The following is a 17,087-nucleotide window of genomic DNA, read 5'->3' as shown; positions in this document are numbered from 1 at the left end:
GTTCAATCCTCCTCGCGCTTCAAGGGGCGCGCCATGAGGCGGCCGATGGCCTCGTCCACTGAAAGCCGTCCCTCCAGGATGGCGGCCACGGTCTGGACGATGGGCGCTTCGATGTCCTTCTCGCGCGCCAGCCGGGCGGCGATGGCGGCCGAATGCACGCCCTCGGCCAGTTTCAGGCCCGAGACGTCCTCGCCCCGCCCCAGCGCCTGGCCGTAGGCGAAGTTGCGCGATTGGGCGGAGGAGCAGGTGAGAACGAGGTCGCCGAGGCCCGAAAGGCCCGTGAGCGTCTCGGGCCGCGCGCCCAGCGCCTCGCCGAGCCGGCGCAGCTCGCTGAGCCCGCGCGTGACGAGGGCCGCGAGCGCCGAGGCGCCGAGCCCGCGCCCGGACACCGCGCCCGCCGCCAGCGCCAGGACGTTCTTCAGCGCCCCGCCCGCTTCCACGCCGAGCATGTCGGTGGAGGCGTAGATGCGGAACGTGTCGGCCGAGAGCGTGCGGGACAGTTCCTCGGCCAGATCGCCTTCCTCTGCCGCGAGCGTCACGGCGGTCGGCAGGCCGGCGGCCACGTCCTGCGCGAAGCTCGGCCCCGAAAGCACGGCGAGCGGCGCCTCCGGCAACTCCTGCGCCACGACATGGGAGGCGAAGAGGCCCGTTTCCCTTTCGATGCCCTTGGCGCAGAGCACGAGCGGCACGCCGGGCTCCAGGAAGGGGCGGATGTCGCAGGCCACCGCGCGCAGCGTCTGCGCGGGCACGACGAGGAGGATGAGGTCGGCGCTCTCCACGCTGATCGAGAGGACGGTGCTGGCCCGCAGCGCGTCGGGCAGGGCGATGCCGGGCAGGTAGCGCGGGTTCTCGTGCGCCTCGTTGACGCTCTCCGCCGTCGCCTCGTCACGGGCATAGAGCGTGGTCGCGAACCCCTTGCGCGCATAGACGCTGGCAAGCGCCGTGCCCCATGCCCCGCCGCCGATCACCGTCAGTCTCATGCCTTGGCGCCTCTCTTTCCAAAGCCGACGAGGGGCGTGGCGGCTTCGTCGAGCGGCCAGCGCGGGCGCACGGGCGCGGCCAGCGGGTCCGTGCGCCCCGCTTCCAGCCGTTCCAGCCCCGCGAAGGCGATCATCGCCGCATTGTCCGTGCACAGGGCGGCGGGCGGCGCGACGAGGCGCACGCCATGGGCCGCGGCGGCCTCCTCCAGCCGGGCGCGGATGGCCCGGTTGGCCGCGACCCCGCCCGCCACGGCCAGCACCGGCTCGGAAAGGTCGGGGAAGTCCGCCCGCAGCCGCGCCAGCGCGCGGGTGACGCGGTCCGCCAGGCTGCCCGCCGCCGCCGCCTGGAAGCTCGCGCAAAGGTCGGCGACGTCCTGTTCGTCGAGGGGCGCGGCCTGCGTGGCGGCGTGGCGCAGGGCCGTCTTGAGGCCGGAGAAGGAGAAGTCGAGACGCGCCTCGCCCTTCAGCGGGCGGGGCAGGGGAAAGCGTGCGGCGTCCCCGCCCTCGGCCATGCGCTCCACGGCGGGGCCGCCCGCGCCGGGCAGGCCGAGGAGCTTGGCGGTCTTGTCGAAGGCCTCGCCCAGCGCGTCGTCGATGGTGGTGCCCCAGCGCTCATAGTCGCCCGTGCCGCGCACGAGGAGAATCTGCGTGTGGCCGCCGGAGACGAGGAGGAGGAGATAGGGGAAGGCGAGCCCGTGCGAGAGGCGCGGGCTCAGCGCGTGCCCCTCCAGGTGGTTGACCGCCAGGAAGGGCAGGGCGCGCGCCGCCGCGATGGCCTTGCCCGTCATCGCGCCCACGATGAGGCCGCCGACGAGGCCGGGGCCGGTCGTGGCCGCGACGGCCGACAATTCGTCCCAGCCGATGCCCGCCTCGGCCAGCGCCGCAGCGACGATGCCGTCCAGCGCCTCGACATGGGCCCTTGCGGCGATCTCCGGCACCACGCCGCCGAAGGCCGCGTGCTCCTCCACCTGGCTCAGCACCACGTTGGACAGGATGTCGGCGCGGCCGTGCCGGCGCGCGACGACGCTGGCCGCCGTCTCGTCGCAGCTCGTCTCTATGCCGAGGACAAGGAGGTCGGGTGAGGATGGGTTCGCCATGATGGTATCAGGAGATAGCGGGGCCGGTGCGCGAGCGCCAGCCGCGCATGGCCGATTTGACCTGTGGCCCGCCCGCTTTATGAAGGGCGGCAACGACCCGGCGAAGCGAGCATGATGACCCCACCCATCCGCATCGGCACGCGCGGCTCGCGCCTTGCGCTCGCGCAGGCAAGCGAGGTGCGCGCCCGCCTGATGGCCGCCCACGGCCTGTCCGAGGAGGCGTTCGCCATCGAGGTGATCTCCACCTCGGGCGACCGCATTCTCGACCGTCCCCTCTCGGAGGTGGGCGGCAAGGGCCTCTTCACCAAGGAGATCGAGGAAGCCCTGTTCGAGGGCCGGATCGACCTTGCGGTCCATTCCTCCAAGGACATGGCCACGATCCTGCCGGAGGGGCTGGAGATTTCCGCCTTCCTGCCGCGCGAGGACGTGCGGGACGTCTTCATCGGGCGCGACGTCTCCTCCATCGCCGACCTGCCGCGCGGCGCACGGGTCGGCTCGGCCTCGCTGCGCCGGCAGGCGCTCCTGCGCCGCATCCGGCCGGACCTCGACCTCGTGATCCTGCGCGGCAACGTGCAGACGCGCCTCGCCAAGCTCCGGGCCGGGGAGGTGGAGGGCACGCTCCTGGCCTTCGCGGGCCTGAAGCGCATGGCGATGGAGGAAACGGCGAGCCAGATCCTGCCGGTGGAGGACTTCCTGCCCGCGCCCGGGCAGGGCGCCATCTGCATCGAAAGCCGCGTGGGCGACGAGCGGGTGCGCGCTCTCGTCGCATCCATCGATCATCGCGAGACCGGCGTCGCGCTCTCCTGCGAGCGCGCCTTCCTCGGCGAACTGGACGGTTCCTGCCGCACGCCCATCGCCGCGCTGGCGCGCCTGGAGGGAAACCGCCTGCGCTTTCGCGGCATGATCCTGACACCGGACGGGGCGAGCGCCTATGAGCGAACGGCCGAGGGCGCGGCGGAGGATGCGCAGGCCCTCGGCCGCGAGGCGGCGCGCGCGCTCCTGGCCGAGGCGGGCCCGGCCTTCTTCGAAAGCTGGGGCGAGGCGCGGACGGGATGGCGCGCCTCCTGATCCTGCGCGACCGCGCGGCGGCCGACGCCACGGCCGAGGCCGTGCGGCGGGCGGGGCATGTGCCCCTGCTCCTGCCCTTGCAGGAGATTTCGCCGCTCGATCCCCCCCTTCCGCCGGGACCGTTCGCCGGCTTCCTCGTCACCAGCGCCAACGCCGTGCCGTGGCTGGCGCGCCGCCGCCCGGGTGACGGCCCGCCGGTGCTGGCCGTGGGCGCCCGCACGGCGCAGGCGGCGCGCGCTGCGGGGCTTGGCCCCGTCCAGGAAGGGGCGGGCGAGGCGCTGTCGCTCCGCGAGCCGGCGCGCGCCCTGGCGCGGCGCACCGGCCTGCCGCTTCTTTATGCCGCCGGCCGCGTGCGCGAACCCTCGCTGGAACGGGCGCTGCGGGCGGACGGGACGCCCTTCGCCCTCGCCGAGGCATATGAGGCCCGCCTGCGCCAACCGGCCCGCGAGGAGGTGGCGGCCGCCTTGCAGGGGCGTGCGCCCGATGCCGTGCTCCTCCTCTCCGCCTCGCAGGCGCGGGGCCATGCGGCCCTCGCCGAGGCGTTCGCCGACCTTTTCGAGCCCGCGCCGCGCCTCCTGTGCCTGTCGGCGCGGGTCGCCGCCGCGCTTCCGCCGCCGCTGGCCGCCTGCGTGATGGTGGGGGAACGCCCGGAGCTTTCCGCCCTTCTGGCTCGTTACGGGCCAGGCACGTGTCTATAAGTCTTCACCGCCGCGCTTTGTCGTTGCAGGATCGGGACGGCACACTAAGTTGCCAAAAGCGCTGCGGCCCCCATGCCATGGGTCGCGCGAGGTAAGATGGAGTAGTCGCATGGCCAATCGTCCTCGTCGTCCCAGATCCGGCGGAAAGCCCGGCGAGACGGTGGCCGAGCCGACCGAGCCTGTCGAGGCGCAGGCCGCCGCCCCCTCGCCGGAAGAGGAAACGCCTGCACGCGAGGAAGCGCCGTTGGGCGAACCCGCTGCCGAGGTGCGGGAGCCCGGTGCGCAAGAGGCTCTGCCGGCGCAGAAGGAGGGCGGCGCCGTGCTGCCGCCGCCCGAGACCCAGCCGGCGAGCGACGACGCGCTTGTGGCGCAGCAGGCCGGCAGCCAGGCCGGCGGCCCGCGCGAGACGGAGGCCGAGGAGACCACGGCCGAGTTCGCGCGGGAGGAGGGGCTCTCCGGCGAGCCCTCCCGGCGCCATCTGGGCGAGTTCGAGGACGACGAGATCGTGGCGGCGGCCGCCGAGCCTGAGAGGGTTCCGGCGGGCGCCAGCAATGTCTATCACGGCGACGAGGCGAGCCTGCCGGTCTCGGAGGAGCCGCCGTCCTCCTCCTCGCCGGGCTTCGGGCCGCTGGTCGGCGCGGGGCTTCTGGGCGCGGTGCTGGCGCTCGCCGGCTCGGCCGCGCTCGGCTATTCCGGCATGTTCGGCAGCCGTCCGGCCGATGAGGCAGTGCGCTACGCTGCGGTCGGGGATGTCGAGCAGCTTTCCGGCGATCTTTCCAACCTGCGCGAGACGGTGGAGCAGCTCCAGTCGGCGCAGGCGGCCGGCGGCGCGGGCACCAGCTTCGCCTCCGCCTCCGACCTCGCCGCCCTCAGCGACCGCCTCGCCGCCGCCGAGCGCACGTTGCAGGACGGGCGCAGCGCAGAGGACGCGGCAGGCGCGCTGCAGAGCGCCGATGCCGCCACGCAGGCCGCGGACCAGGCCCGCCAGACGGCCGAGGCCGCACAGGCCGCCGCCGGCGAGGCGACGACCCGCGCCAACGAGATCGGCGGGCGCGTGGATGCGCTCGACACGCGCGTCTCCCAGTTCGACACGCGCATCGAAGCGATGGAGGAGGCCAACCGCCAGGCCGGCATCGCCCTGACGGCCGCGGGGCTGAAGGCGGCGATCGACCGGGGCGGGCCCTTCATGAGCGAGCTGGAGGCTTTCGCCTCCGCCGGGGGCGGCGGCGAGGCGGTGGAAGGGCTGCGCAGCTACGCGGCCGAGGGCGTGCCGAGCCGCGAGGCACTGCTGGCCGACTGGCCGCAGGTGGAGCGCGCCATCCGCGCGACGGCCGCGCCGGCCGCCGGCGAGGCGAGCGTCGGCGACCAGATTCTTTCGGGCCTCTCCTCCCTGGTGCAGGTGCGCTCCAGCGGCGACGCGGCGGCGGAAGGGACGGGCATGGACGCCGTCCTTTCGCGCATGAGCGCCGCGCTGCGGGCGGACGACGCCGCCGCATGGCGGGCGGAATGGGACACTCTCGACGAGGCGGCGCGGAGCGCGTCCAGCGATTTCGCCGACCGCGTGGACGCGCGCCGGCAGGCCGGCACCGTCGTCGACGAGGCCCTGACGCGCGCCACGGCGGCCGCCGGCACCCAAGGCTGAAGGACCCCAGATGTTCCGCATACTCGCCTTCCTTCTCGTCGTCCTCATCCTCGGCCTCGGCTTCGCCTGGGTGGCGGACAATCCCGGCGACGTGACCATCGCCTGGCTCGGCCGCGAGGTCGAAACGAGCTTCCTGACCTTCCTGATCGCCGCGCTCCTCGTCGTCGGCGCCGCGATCCTCTTGTTCTGGCTCGTCTCCTCGCTGTTCTCCGCTCCCGAGCGCATCGGCGGCTATTTCTCGGCCCGCCGGCGCGACAAGGGCTATCGCGCCCTCTCGGGGGGGATTTTGGCCGCCGGGGCCGGGGATGCGGCCACCGCGCGCCGGATGCTGCGCAAGAGCGAGCGGGCGCTGGACGGGCGCAAGGAGCCGCTCCTGCGCTTTCTCGACGCGCAGACCGCGATGATCGAGGGCGACCACGGACGGGCCCGCCGCCTGTTCGAGGCAATGGAGAAGGATGAGGACACCCGCCTCCTGGCGCTGCGCGGCCTGTTCCTGGAGGCCGAGCGCGTCAACGATCCGGTCGCCGCGCGCCATTATGCCGAGCGGGCGGTGCGCATCGCGCCGCATGTGCCATGGGCCGGCGGCGCGGTTCTGGAGCTGAAGGCCGCCGAGGGCGACTACGACGCCGCGCTCGACATCCTGAAGGCGCAGCGCTCCTCGCATCTGGTCGACCGGCAGGAAAGCAACCGGCTGCGCGCCGTGCTCCTGACCGCCAAGGCGCAGACGCAGGCCGAGACCGACCCCGCCAATGCCCGCACCGCCGCGCGCGAGGCGCAGAAGCTGGCGCCGGACCTGACGCCCGCCGCCCTCGTCGCCGCCAAGGCGTCGATCCGGCTCGGCGACACGCGCCGGGCCTCGCGCATCCTCGAAAAAGCATGGAGCGAGGCGCCGCACCCGGAGGTCGCCGAACTCTACGTTCACGCCAAGCCCGGCCTCCCGGCGGCCGAGCGCTTGCAGCGCGCGCAGCGCCTCCTGTCCCTCCAGCCGCAGTCGGCCGAATCGCATCTGGCCGTCGCCCACGCCGCGCTGGAGGCGCGCGACCTCGTGCTGGCGCGCAGGGAGGCCGAGGCCGCCGCCGCCGGCGATCCGCGCGAATCGGTGTTCCTGCTGCTGGCCGATATCGAGGACGCCGACACGGGCGATCAGGGTCGCGTGCGCGCCTGGATGGCGCGGGCGCTGTCCGCGCCGCGCGATCCCGCCTGGATGGCGGAGGGCGTGGTCTCGCCGCAATGGAGCCCGGTCTCGCCGGTGAGCGGGCGCCTCGACGCCTTCAAATGGTCCGCCCCCGCCGAACGGCCGGCGCCTGCCCGATCCATCGGGGGCGAGCGCGCCGAGCCGCCGGCCCCGCCAGCCGTCGCGGCCGAACCGGACCCTGCGCCCGAGGAGGAGCGCCCGGCGCTGACCCTTTCGGCCGGCGAGGCCGAGCCCGCGAGCAGTTCGTCCGCCACGGAGGCGGTGGGCGAGGAGGAGCGTCGGCAGGCCCGCTTCGCCTGATCTTTCACCAACCTTGGAACAACGGGGAGGCTTTTCGACTGGCAGAGGGGACCGATGCTTGAGCAGATCCGACAGTTCCTCGAGACGCTGACCGGAGGGGGCGAGCGGGATGCCCATGCCGCGGACGATCCGCGCGTGGCCGCCGCCGCCCTGCTGGCCCATGTCAGCCGGGCGGACGGCATGGTCTCGCCCGAGGAGCGGGAGCGGCTCGATGCGCTCCTTGCCTTCAAGTTCGACCTCGGCCCGGCGGAGGCGGGCGAGATCGCGGCGGCGGGCCGCCGTGAGGATCACCAGGCCGTCGATCTCTTCCGCTTCACCTCGGTCCTGATGGCCCATCTCGACGAGGCGCAACGGATCGCTTTCGTGGACCTGCTCTGGGAGATGTGCTTCGCCGACGGGGCGCTTCACGAGCTGGAGGACAACCTCGTCTGGCGCATCTCCGAGCTTCTGGCCGTGCCCTCGCGGGAGCGGATGCTGGCCAAGCGGGCGGCCGCGCGGCGGCAGGCGGACCGATGAGGAAGGATTATACGCTGGCCGGCAGCATCGGCGACACCGCCGCGCAGGAAAAGCGCTATGCGCTGGCGGCGCTGGACGATCCGCGCCCCGTGCTCATCGTCCTGCATCAGGAAAGCTCGACGCCCGGGCGCGTGGGGCAGATCCTGGAAGCCGGCGGCCTGACGCTCGACATCCGCCGACCGGTGCTGGGCGAGGCGCTGCCGGACACGCTGGAGGCCCATCGCGGCGCGGTCGTCTTCGGCGGTCCGCCCAGCGCCAACGATTCCGACCCCTATATCCGCCACGAGATCGACTGGCTGGACGTGCCGCTGCGCGAGGAGCGGCCCTTCCTCGGCATCTGCCTCGGCGCGCAGATGCTGGCGCGCCAGCTCGGCGGTACGGTGGGGCCGCATCCGGAGGGGCTGGTCGAGGTGGGATACTACCCGCTGGAAGCCACGGCCGCGGGGCGCCATCTCGTGCCGCACTGGCCCTCCATGGTCTATCAATGGCACCGCGAGGGGTTCTCCCTGCCGCGCGAGGCACAGCTCCTGGCCACCAGCGACGTGTTCGAGCACCAGGCCTTCCGCTACGGCGCCAACGCCTATGGCGTTCAGTTCCATGCCGAGCTGACGCTGGCCATGGTGCACCGGTGGACCACGCGTGGCCATGAGCGCCTGACCTTGCCGGGCGCGCAGGGGCGGCGCGCGCATCTGGAGGGGCGGGCCATCCATGACGGGCCGGTGAAGCGCTGGCTGGAGCAGTTCCTCGGCCTGATCTTCGGCGCGCCCGTCGCGGCTCCCGAGCCGTCGCCGCAATCCGACGCCCGCCCGGCAAGGCCCACGCCGACCGCCTAGGTCAGGCCGCGCCGGCGCCGCCGTCCGGCCGCGTGAGACCCTGGCCGGCCTCCGGCATCGCGCGGCGCAGCAGGCGGCGCAGCGCGCGCATGTTCGCGGCCACGTTCGCGGTGTCGTGGATCGCCTCCTGCAAGGCGGCGGGGTCGGACGGGCGGCCGGGTTCGACGCCCTGAAGGAAGGTAAGGACGTTCTGCACCCGCTTGTCCATCTGCTCCAGCGCCAAGCTCAACCGCTCATCCATGCCTGCCGTCCTTTCCATTTGCCCGTGCATTCTCCTTCGGCGACGCGGCGGGATCAACCGCTGGCTGCGGCAGTGGACGCAACGGCAAGTTGAAGCGAATTTGCATATCAGCCATGCAGGATCGGCCATAGCTCAAACAATGGGCGTCTGGCATAAACATCTCAGCGGGCATCCTCCTCCCAGCCCGCAAACTTAAGAGCTCGCTCGGTCCTCCCCCGAGCGGGCTTTTTCTTTGCGCCGGACTGCGCGGTGCCTTCCGGCACGTCTCGTGCGCCCCAAAACAGCGGAACCTTTGGGACGCCGGCGGGCTTGGGGACGAGCACCGCCCCTGCGAATGCGCGCCCGCATCCGGCCGGTTCGCGCCTTCGCCGGCACGGGCGTGAAGGCGGCGAATGGGGCACTTTCCGAAATGATTCCTTTCCTCTCCCGGCGCGCGTGGCCCGCTCGCCGGGCTTTCACCCTTGCCGCTCTCGGCGGCGCCCTGGGGCTGGCTCTGGCGGCCGGGGCGCTGGTGCCGCGCCGGGCGGGGCGACGGGAGGAGGGTGGCCCGAACGAGGTTCTGCTGCTCCTCACCAATGCCTTGCACACCGATATCGGCCTGCCGGCCACGCCCATGGTGCGCCGGCGCTTCGCCTTCCTGAAAGCGGTCGGCATTCCGGTCGACCACCCCGGCCTGTCCCATCTTCTGGTCGGCTGGGGCGGGCGCCGCTTCTATCCCAACAACGGCACGCCGGAGCGTATCGGTCTTGGCGGGCTTCTCGCCTCGGTCACGGCGGATGCCTCCGTGCTGCGCTTCGCGCCACTCGCCGACCTCGGCGGGGAATGGGCCGGACGGCGCAGCCTCCTGATGTCGGACGAAGGGCTGGAGGCGCTGGTCGCCTTCGTGGAGGACACGCTCGAACGCGACCGTGCCGGCGCGCCCGCGCCGCTGAACCACCCCGGCATCATCGAGAGCGACCATTTCTACAAGGCGAGGCCCGTTTTCAACGCGGCCTTCGGCTGCAATGTCTGGGTGGCGAGAGGGCTCGCCGAGGCGGGAATCGCGACGGGGCGATGGACGCCGCTGCCCCAGCCGCTTTTTCTCTCGCTGGACGGGCCTCGCCCGGGGAACAGCGCCGCCGAGGCACGGCGGAGCGACTCGCCGCCCCGCCCATGATTTGTTACGGTACGTAAGGGACACGGTACAGCGGACAGCGGCAGGAGAGCTTGCGCCTGGAGAGGTTGATGGAAGGCGGTGCGCCCTCTGCCGAGCGGAGTGCGCTTGCCCGCTGGGTCGCCTGGTTCTCACGCCCGGACGACAAGCGTTACGCGGGGCTCGAGGACGATCTGATTCGCACGACGGGCGGAGGCGTGCCCGTGGTGGTGTTCGGCTGCGTGTGCCTTCTCCTGCAGGTCGGGCTCTATGCGTTCGTCCAGCCGCTGGCCTCCCTGCCGCTGGCCCTGTCCGGCGTCCTGGCCGCAGGCGGGCGGATGCTGGGCATGCGCGCGGCCCGATCGGGCCTCGCGGCCGCGCCAATGGTGGTCGGCACCGGGCTCGTCTGGGCCGCCGTGGTGGGCCTGGCCTGCGCGCTGGGCATATTGACGGGCCATATCGTGCTCACCACGGTCTGCGCGCTGACGGTGACGGGCTTCGCCTTCACCAGCGTCTACAACAATGCGGGCATGCCGCGCCTGGCGCGCGTGCAGGTCGCCATCGTGGCGGTGCCCTTTCTCGTGGCCAGCGCCTTCACCGGCGTGCCCGGCATGGAGGTGCTCTTCGTGCTGGGGCCGATCTGGATGATCGGCGTCATGCACCTCACCGGCCGTTCGCACGATGCGGTGGCGACGCTGGTCCTGACGCGAAACCAGAACCGGTTCCTGGCCTCCAACGACGAGCTGACGGGCATCGCCAACCGCGCCGGCATCCTCGACGCCATCGAGACGCTTTCCCGCAAGGCCGGCGGCGCGGGGGAGGCCCTGCCGTTCCTGCTCTATCTCGATCTCGACGGCTTCAAGGGGGTCAATGACGGGTTCGGCCACGCGTGCGGCGACCATGTCCTTAAGGTCCTGGCCGGTCGCTTCGTCGAGGATCTGGGCGAGGCCGGCTGCATCGGCCGCGTCGGCGGGGACGAGTTCGTGATCGTCCTGCCGGGCGGCTCGCACGCCGGGGCGGCCGAACTGGCGGAGCGGCTGATCGCGCGGGCGCGAGAGCCCGTGGTCCTTCCGGGCGGCTCCTCCGTCCGCGTGGGCGTCACCATCGGCGGGGCCAGCGTGCTGCCCGGCCGCACGGACGAGGCGCTGGCGCTGGCCGACGCGCGCCTCTACGACGGCAAGCGCCGGGGCGGCGGTGTCTGCCTGGCGTAATCCGCCCGTTGAGGGCAGGGCCCCCGTTCGCGCGAGGGCACGGCCTTGATCTGGCGCAGGGACAAGGCGCCCGCCGCACGCCATGATGCGGGCGCGCCCGGCGCGTAGAGGCGGGGCATTTGGTCGAAAGGGGAGGCCGCCATGTCCACCAGGAATTTCGACGCCCTGTTCGCGCCGAAGGCGATCGCGCTGATCGGCGCGAGCGACCGCCCGGCTTCGGTGGGCGAGGTGCTGGCGCGCAATCTCTTCACCGCCGGCTTCAAGGGGCCCGTCATGCCGGTGAACGCCCAGCGCACGGCCGTGCGCTCCACGGCCAGCTACCGCACCGTCGCGGAGCTGCCGGTCGATCCGGACCTTGCCGTGGTGGCCACGGCGGCCCCGGGCGTGCCGCGGATCATCGACGAACTGGGCCGGCGCGGCTGCCGGGCGGCGGTGGTCATTTCCGCCGGCTTCGAGGAGCCGGGCCTGCGCCAGGCGCTGCTCGATGCGGCGCGGCCCCATCTCCTGCGCGTCGTGGGGCCCAATTGCATGGGCCTCATCTCTCCGCATCGGGGCATCAACGCCAGTTTCGCCCATCTCACGCCGCGTGCGGGCGACCTCGCTTTCGTCAGCCAGTCCGCCGCCATCGCCACCGCCGTGCTCGACTGGGCGGATGTGCGCGAGATCGGCTTCTCGCACGTCGTCTCGACCGGCGAGATGTGCGACGTGGACCTGGGCGACCTGCTCGATCATCTGGCCGTGGATGCCCGCACCCGCGCCATCCTGCTCTATGTCGAGAGCATCACCAATGCGCGCAAGTTCATGTCGGCGGCCCGCATCGCGGCGCGGGCCAAGCCCGTGGTCGTCATCAAGGCGGGGCGCAGCGAGGAGGGCGCGCGCGCGGCCGCCTCCCATACCGGCGCGCTGGCCGGCGCCGACGCCGTCTACGACGCCGCCTTCCGCCGCGCGGGCATGTTGCGGGTCGATACGCTGCGCGAATTGTTCGAGGCGGTGGGCACGCTCGCCTCCGGCATCCGCCCGGCGGGCGACAGGCTGGCCATCCTCACCAACAGCGGCGGCGCGGGCGTGCTGGCCGCGGACGCGCTCTCCCTGCATGGCGGCCGGCTGGCCCGCCTGTCCGAGGAGACGCTTGCCCGGCTCGACGCGGTCTTCCCCGCCGGCTGGTCGCGCGCCAACCCGGCCGATACGCGCGGCGATACGCCTGGCGGCGTCTACGAGGAAGCGCTCACCGCGATCCTGGAGGATGGCGGGCAGGACGCGGTGCTCGTGATGAACTGCCCGACGGCCATCGCCGACGGGGCGGATGCGGCAAGGGCCACCATCGCCGCCAGTGCCCGCTTCCGCCGCCGGCCCGTGCTGACCTGCTGGCTGGGCGAGCGGGCCGCGCGCGATTCGCGCCGGCTCATCGCCGCGCGGGGCCTGCCCACCTACGATACGCCGGACGCCTCCGTGCGCGCCTTCCTGCAACTCGTGGACTACCGCCGCAACCAGGACCTGCTGATGCAGACGCCGGCCGCCTCCCTTGTGGGCGACGTGGACGAGGCGGCGGGCCGGGCGGTGATCGCCGATGCCCTCTCGCGCGGGCGCAGGGTGCTGACCGAGCCGGAAGCCAAGACCCTGCTCGCCGCCTACGGCATACCGGTAGTACGCACACTCACCGCCGCCTCGCCACAGGAGGCCGGGCGAATCGCGGCCGCGATCGGCTTTCCCGTGGCGCTGAAGATCCTCTCTCCCGACATATCCCACAAATCCGACGTGGGCGGGGTGCGGCTGGAGCTGGACACGCCCGAACTGGTGGAGGAGGCCGCCGGCCAGATGCTGCGGCTGGTGGCCGAAAGGCGGCCGGACGCGCGGGTGGAGGGCTTCACCGTGCAGGAAATGATCCGCCGGCCGCGCGCGCACGAGCTGATCGCGGGCGTGAGCACCGATCCGGTCTTCGGCCCCGTGGTCATCGTCGGGCAGGGCGGCGTGGCGGCCGAGATCATCGCCGACAGGGCGGTGGGGCTCGCGCCTCTCAACATGTCGCTGGCTTCCGAGATGATCGGGCGCACGCGCGTCTCGCGCCTTCTGGCCGGCTACCGCGACCGCCCCGCCGCCGATCTCGACGCCTTGGCGGCCACGCTGGTGAAGCTCTCCCAGATGCTGGTGGACCATGAGGAGATCGTCGAGCTGGACATCAACCCGCTGCTCGCCGACGAGACGGGGGTGATCGCGCTCGACGCGCGGGTGGTGGTCGAGCCGCCGAAGGGCGCGGGGCGCTCGCGCTTCGCGATCCAGCCCTATCCGGACGAGCTGGAGGGCGCCTTGAGCCTTCGCGGCGGGCGCGCCCTGCGGCTTCGGCCGATCCGCCCCGAGGACGAGGCGGCCCTGATCGACATGATGGAGCGCTCGGAGCCGGAGGACCTGCGCCTGCGCTTCTTCGCGGCGATGAACAGAATCGGCCACGCCTTCGCGGCGCGGCTGACACAGATCGACTATTCGCGCGAGATGGCCTTCGTGGCGCAGGCGCCCGACGAGCCGGGCCAGCCGATCCTGGGCGTGGCGCGCCTCATCATCGAGCCGGACGAGGAGGCGGCCGAATTCGGCATCATGGTGCGCTCGGACCAGAAGGGGCGGGGCCTGGGCTACGCGCTGATGCAGGCCATCCTGTCCTATGCGCGCGCCCGGCATGTCGGGCGGGTCTATGCCGAGGTGCTGGCCGAGAACCGCTCCATGCTGCGCATGGCCCACGATCTGGGCTTTACCCGCCGCACGCATGCGGACGATCCGGGCCTGTACCATGTGGAGATCGACCTGCGGGCCGGCTCGTGAAGGCGCCGGCTATCCTTCCGGCGCCGGCTCAGTGGGAGAAGAACTGCGCCGTCACATTGCCGGTGGAGGCGCCGGAGGCCTTGCGGGCCAAGGCCTCGAAATAGGACTGGCGGTCCTCCTGGAGCATCCGCTCGATCTGCCGGAGCGTATCGCGAAGGCGCTCCAGCATCGCCTGGGTCTTGTCGTCGGTCGTGTTCATCATGCGTCCTCTCGCGCCCGATCATCGCAGGACGACCTGTGCCGAGACTTGCAAGAAGCATCCGTGAGGGGGCAGGGTTCGGACGGGCGAGGGGATTCTTCCCCGCGCCGACCGATTTGCCGGCAGGGGACAGGCCGAGGGGCTGGACAGGCCAAATCGCCTTCCCTATAAGGCGCTCACTTCGCGTTCGCACGGCTCCCCAAAACGGCCCGGAACGCGCTGCACGGATGCCCAGGTAGCTCAGTTGGTAGAGCATGCGACTGAAAATCGCAGTGTCGGCGGTTCGACTCCGTCCCTGGGCACCACTTCCCGCAAGATAGACTGTCGATCCGTTTGCCGTGCCGGTGCCGCGCTTGCGGTGCCGGTGAAGGCGTGACGCTTTCCTGCCGGCGCGCGCGGCGCGAACCGGCGCGTCGGCAGGGCGCTTGTCGGCGCGGAGCCAGCCGGGCGCTCAGCTTTCGTGGAGGAGGGGGCGGATTTCGCCGGTGGAGCCGTCGGTGAGGCCGAGATCGGTGAGGTGCGGGCCGGGATTGCAGGCGAGGCTCGCGCCCACCACCGCCTTGAAGGTGCGGTAGGGCGGTTGCCAGGGGGCCACGGTGTCGGCCGCCGCCTTGAGCCTTGCGAAGGCTCCGGCGACCTCATGGGTCGGCGCGTCGGAGAGCAGCCCGCAGACGGGCAGGGGAAGAACCGCGAGGACGCGCCCGCCCGAGGCCACAGCCATGCCGCCGCCTGCCTCGATCACCGCATTGGCGGCCGCCGCCATGTCGGCGGGCTCGCGGCCGAAGACGCTGAGATTGTGGCCGTCATGGGCGATGGTCGTGGCCAGCGCCCCGGTCCAGTGGCCCCAGTCGCCGAGGACGGCGAGCTGGACCTTTGCCGGGCGTCGGCCGTGCCGGTGGATCACGGCCATGCGGATGAAGCCTTCGGGCAGGACAGCCCGTCCCTCGCTCACCGCCATGCCTGCCGTGCGCCATTCGGTGAAGCGCGGGCGGTGGATGACGTTGAGCGTGGCGCGCGAGGCGCCCGGCACCGCGATCTCGAAATCGGCGGGGCCAAGGCGGGGCACGCGGACCGTGTCGTGGAAGGCGTCGGCCGGGCGGCCGATCTCGCCCTCCAGGAGGACGCCGTCCCGCGCGACCGGGCGCCCGGAGGCGAGCACATGCTCCACGCCGAATCGCGAAAGGTCGGAGAAGATCACGATGTCGGCGCGCCGCCCCGGCGCGACGAGGCCGAGGTCCCGGCGGTGCAGGCGCATGGCCGCGTTGAGGGTGGCGGCGCGCAGCGCGTCCACCGGCTTCAGGCCGTAGCCGACGAGGCGGCGCAGGAGATCGACCATCCCGCCCTTCGCCACGAGGTCGTCGGGAAAGATGTCGTCGGTGCACAGGGCCAGCGTCTGGGGCATGTGCGGCAGCGCGTTGAGCGCTTCCACCGCCCCTGGCAGCACATAGTCGTGCGAGCCGCGCAGCTCGACGGTGAGCCCGGCGCGCAGCTTTTCCAGAAGGTCGGCGCCGGACGTGATCTCGTGGTCGGACTGGATGCCGGCGGCGGCAAAGCCCTGAAGGGCCTGCCCCTGAAGGCCGCGCGCATGGCCGCAGACCAGCTTGCCGCTGGCGAGCCCGGCCGCCACGACGCCGCGCATCGGCTCGGACCGGTCGAGCACGCCGCGCATGTTCATCACCTCCGCGACGCCCGCGATCTCGGGCCAGCCCAGCATCTCCCCCATCTCCGGGCCCGCGAAATCAGCGCCGGAAACCTCGAGGCCCGGCGCGGAGGGCACGCAGGAGGGCGCCAGGGTGAGGATGCGCAGCGGCAGGCCGCGGCCGGCCTCCACCGCCCAGCGCACGCCGTCCAGCCCCACGACGTTGCCCACCTCGTGCGGGTCCCAGCAGATGGTGGTGGTGCCCTGCGGCAGCACGGTCTGCGCATACCGCCGGGGCGTGACCATCGAGCTTTCGACATGCATGTGCGTGTCGATGAGGCCGGGCGCGACGAAGCGGCCGCCCGCCTCGATCCGGGTGGCCGCGTCGTCTCGCGCGCCGGGCGCGTGGACCGAGGCGACGAGGGGGCCGACGAGGCCGATATCGGCGGCGCGCAGCTCGCCGGTGGCCACGTCCACCAGCGTGCCGCCGCATATGAGGATGTCGAAGGGCTCCAGCCCTTGCGCGGCGCGCACCGCCCGGTCGCGCAGGGAGGGCTCGTCGAGATCGTGCGGTTCGGGGGTCATGATATCGCCAGGCTGGATCGAAGGGCGTCGAGGATCAGGGCGCGGATGCGCGGCGCGTCGGGACTGACGGCGATGTCGGCATTGGCCGGCGCCTTGCGTGGCACGCGCCATTCCACCACCGTCATGCCGCGCGTGTGGCGGCCGGCCAGCTCGACATCGAGCCGGGCGGGACGGAATGCGACCGTCTGCGGCGCGATGAGGGCTGCGGCGGCCACGGGGTCGAAGATCGCCTGCGCCTTGCCGCCGGACGGGAGGGCGATGCGCACATAGGCCTCCAGAAGATCGGCGAGGGTTGCCCCGCGTTCTCCCGGATCGGCCGCGCGCATCGCCGCCACGTCCTCCATGGAAACGGTGACGGGCCGGCACGCATCGAGGCCGACCATCTGGAGCCGCACTCCCGCGCCCAGCACCGCCGCGATGGCTTCCGGGTCGACGAAGGCGTTGAACTCGGCGCTGGCCGTATGGTTGCCCGGCCCGGCGCTGCCGCCCATCCAGACGAGGCGCTCGATGCGGGAGGCGAGGTCGGGCCGGATCATCGCCAGATGGGCGATGTTGGTGAGCGGCCCCAGCGCCAGGATCTCGCCCGGCGCCTCCTCCAGATAGCGGACGAGCGCGTCGAGCGCATGGGCGGCGTCGAGCGGGCCCCCGGCCGGCGGCAGGATGCGCCCGGCGGAGGCCATGCCGGTCTCGCCCAGCACATAGGCGGCGGTGACGAGATCGCCGGCCACCGGCCGCGCGGCGCCCGGATGGATGGGCATGGTCCAGGAGAAGAAGGCCCGCGCCGCCCGCGCATTGGCCGCCACCGTCTCCAGCGGCGCGTTGCCCGCCACGAGCGACAGGCCGGCGATCTCGATCTCCGGCGCGCGGGCCACCATGAGGATGGCGACAAGGTCGTCGAAGCCCATGTCGGTGTCGATGAAGACGCGCCGCACGGCTCCCC

General features: G+C 72.6%; 15 protein-coding genes and 1 tRNA gene. 10 read left to right on the top strand and 6 right to left on the bottom strand.

Annotated elements, in window-relative coordinates:
- Positions 1-2 precede the first annotated feature (2 nt).
- Positions 3-980 carry an NAD(P)H-dependent glycerol-3-phosphate dehydrogenase gene (locus tag J7654_RS02565; RefSeq protein ID WP_209737938.1) on the bottom strand — a complete coding sequence of 326 codons (978 nt, stop codon included), beginning with the start codon at positions 978-980 and terminating at the stop codon, positions 3-5.
- The gene (gene tsaD / locus J7654_RS02560; protein WP_209737936.1) at positions 977-2,077 is read right to left on the bottom strand and encodes a tRNA (adenosine(37)-N6)-threonylcarbamoyltransferase complex transferase subunit TsaD; all 1,101 of its coding nucleotides are present in this window, start codon (positions 2,075-2,077) and stop codon (positions 977-979) included. Before tsaD ends, J7654_RS02565 begins: the two co-directional genes overlap by 4 nt.
- A gap of 111 nt (positions 2,078-2,188) precedes the next feature.
- On the opposite strand from tsaD, the gene hemC reads away from it, so the two are divergent.
- From hemC to J7654_RS02530, 6 genes are all read left to right on the top strand, one after another.
- Positions 2,189-3,145 carry a hydroxymethylbilane synthase gene (hemC, locus tag J7654_RS02555; protein ID WP_209737934.1) on the top strand — a complete coding sequence of 319 codons (957 nt, stop codon included), beginning with the start codon at positions 2,189-2,191 and terminating at the stop codon, positions 3,143-3,145.
- A complete protein-coding gene (locus J7654_RS02550; RefSeq protein WP_209737932.1) occupies positions 3,130-3,843 on the top strand; it encodes a uroporphyrinogen-III synthase in 714 nt (237 codons plus the stop codon). Before hemC ends, J7654_RS02550 begins: the two co-directional genes overlap by 16 nt.
- Before the next feature lie 109 nt (positions 3,844-3,952).
- Positions 3,953-5,485 (top strand): COG4223 family protein, encoded by a 1,533-nt coding sequence (locus tag J7654_RS02545; RefSeq protein WP_209737929.1) that lies wholly within the window; start codon positions 3,953-3,955, stop codon positions 5,483-5,485.
- Positions 5,486-5,495: 10 nt separating this feature from the next.
- Positions 5,496-6,980 (top strand): heme biosynthesis protein HemY, encoded by a 1,485-nt coding sequence (locus J7654_RS02540; protein WP_209737927.1) that lies wholly within the window; start codon positions 5,496-5,498, stop codon positions 6,978-6,980.
- Between the two features lie 54 nt (positions 6,981-7,034).
- The gene (locus J7654_RS02535) at positions 7,035-7,496 is read left to right on the top strand and encodes a tellurite resistance TerB family protein (protein ID WP_209737926.1); all 462 of its coding nucleotides are present in this window, start codon (positions 7,035-7,037) and stop codon (positions 7,494-7,496) included.
- Positions 7,493-8,329, top strand: coding sequence for a glutamine amidotransferase (locus J7654_RS02530; protein WP_209737924.1), 837 nt, complete (start codon positions 7,493-7,495; stop codon positions 8,327-8,329). The genes J7654_RS02535 and J7654_RS02530 overlap by 4 nt, the downstream gene beginning before the upstream one ends.
- Position 8,330: 1 nt before the next feature.
- Here the strand turns inward: J7654_RS02530 and J7654_RS02525 are convergent, their stop codons facing one another.
- Complete coding sequence (locus J7654_RS02525; RefSeq protein ID WP_209737921.1) at positions 8,331-8,570, bottom strand: hypothetical protein; 240 nt, start codon at positions 8,568-8,570, stop codon at positions 8,331-8,333.
- Between the two features lie 334 nt (positions 8,571-8,904).
- On the opposite strand from J7654_RS02525, the gene J7654_RS02520 reads away from it, so the two are divergent.
- The 3 genes from J7654_RS02520 to J7654_RS02510 all read left to right on the top strand — a co-directional run bounded on the left by J7654_RS02520 (position 8,905) and on the right by J7654_RS02510 (position 13,724).
- Positions 8,905-9,726, top strand: coding sequence for a TIGR02117 family protein (locus J7654_RS02520; RefSeq protein WP_209737919.1), 822 nt, complete (start codon positions 8,905-8,907; stop codon positions 9,724-9,726).
- 50 nt (positions 9,727-9,776) lie between these two features.
- On the top strand, positions 9,777-10,913 hold the full coding sequence (locus J7654_RS02515; protein ID WP_209737917.1) for a GGDEF domain-containing protein: 1,137 nt from the start codon (positions 9,777-9,779) through the stop codon (positions 10,911-10,913).
- Positions 10,914-11,054: 141 nt separating this feature from the next.
- Positions 11,055-13,724 (top strand): bifunctional acetate--CoA ligase family protein/GNAT family N-acetyltransferase, encoded by a 2,670-nt coding sequence (locus tag J7654_RS02510; RefSeq protein WP_209737915.1) that lies wholly within the window; start codon positions 11,055-11,057, stop codon positions 13,722-13,724.
- A 28-nt stretch (positions 13,725-13,752) separates the two neighbouring features.
- On the opposite strand, the gene J7654_RS02505 is transcribed toward J7654_RS02510, so the two are convergent.
- Positions 13,753-13,926 carry a hypothetical protein gene (locus J7654_RS02505; protein WP_209737913.1) on the bottom strand — a complete coding sequence of 58 codons (174 nt, stop codon included), beginning with the start codon at positions 13,924-13,926 and terminating at the stop codon, positions 13,753-13,755.
- A 226-nt stretch (positions 13,927-14,152) separates the two neighbouring features.
- Here J7654_RS02505 and J7654_RS02500 point away from each other — a divergent pair.
- Positions 14,153-14,228, top strand: a tRNA-Phe gene (locus J7654_RS02500).
- Between the two features lie 146 nt (positions 14,229-14,374).
- Here J7654_RS02500 and J7654_RS02495 read toward each other — a convergent pair.
- The gene (locus J7654_RS02495) at positions 14,375-16,147 is read right to left on the bottom strand and encodes an adenine deaminase (protein WP_209737911.1); all 1,773 of its coding nucleotides are present in this window, start codon (positions 16,145-16,147) and stop codon (positions 14,375-14,377) included.
- The gene (locus J7654_RS02490; RefSeq protein WP_209740145.1) at positions 16,144-17,052 is read right to left on the bottom strand and encodes a nucleoside hydrolase; all 909 of its coding nucleotides are present in this window, start codon (positions 17,050-17,052) and stop codon (positions 16,144-16,146) included. Before J7654_RS02490 ends, J7654_RS02495 begins: the two co-directional genes overlap by 4 nt.
- Between the last annotated feature and the right edge of the window lie 35 nt (positions 17,053-17,087).

The sequence above is a fragment of the Aureimonas populi genome (assembly GCF_017815515.1).
Taxonomy (GTDB): Bacteria; Pseudomonadota; Alphaproteobacteria; order Rhizobiales; family Rhizobiaceae; genus Aureimonas; species Aureimonas populi.
The sequence above is the reverse complement of the archived record's forward strand: the minus strand, read 5'-3'. Positions and strand labels throughout refer to the sequence as shown.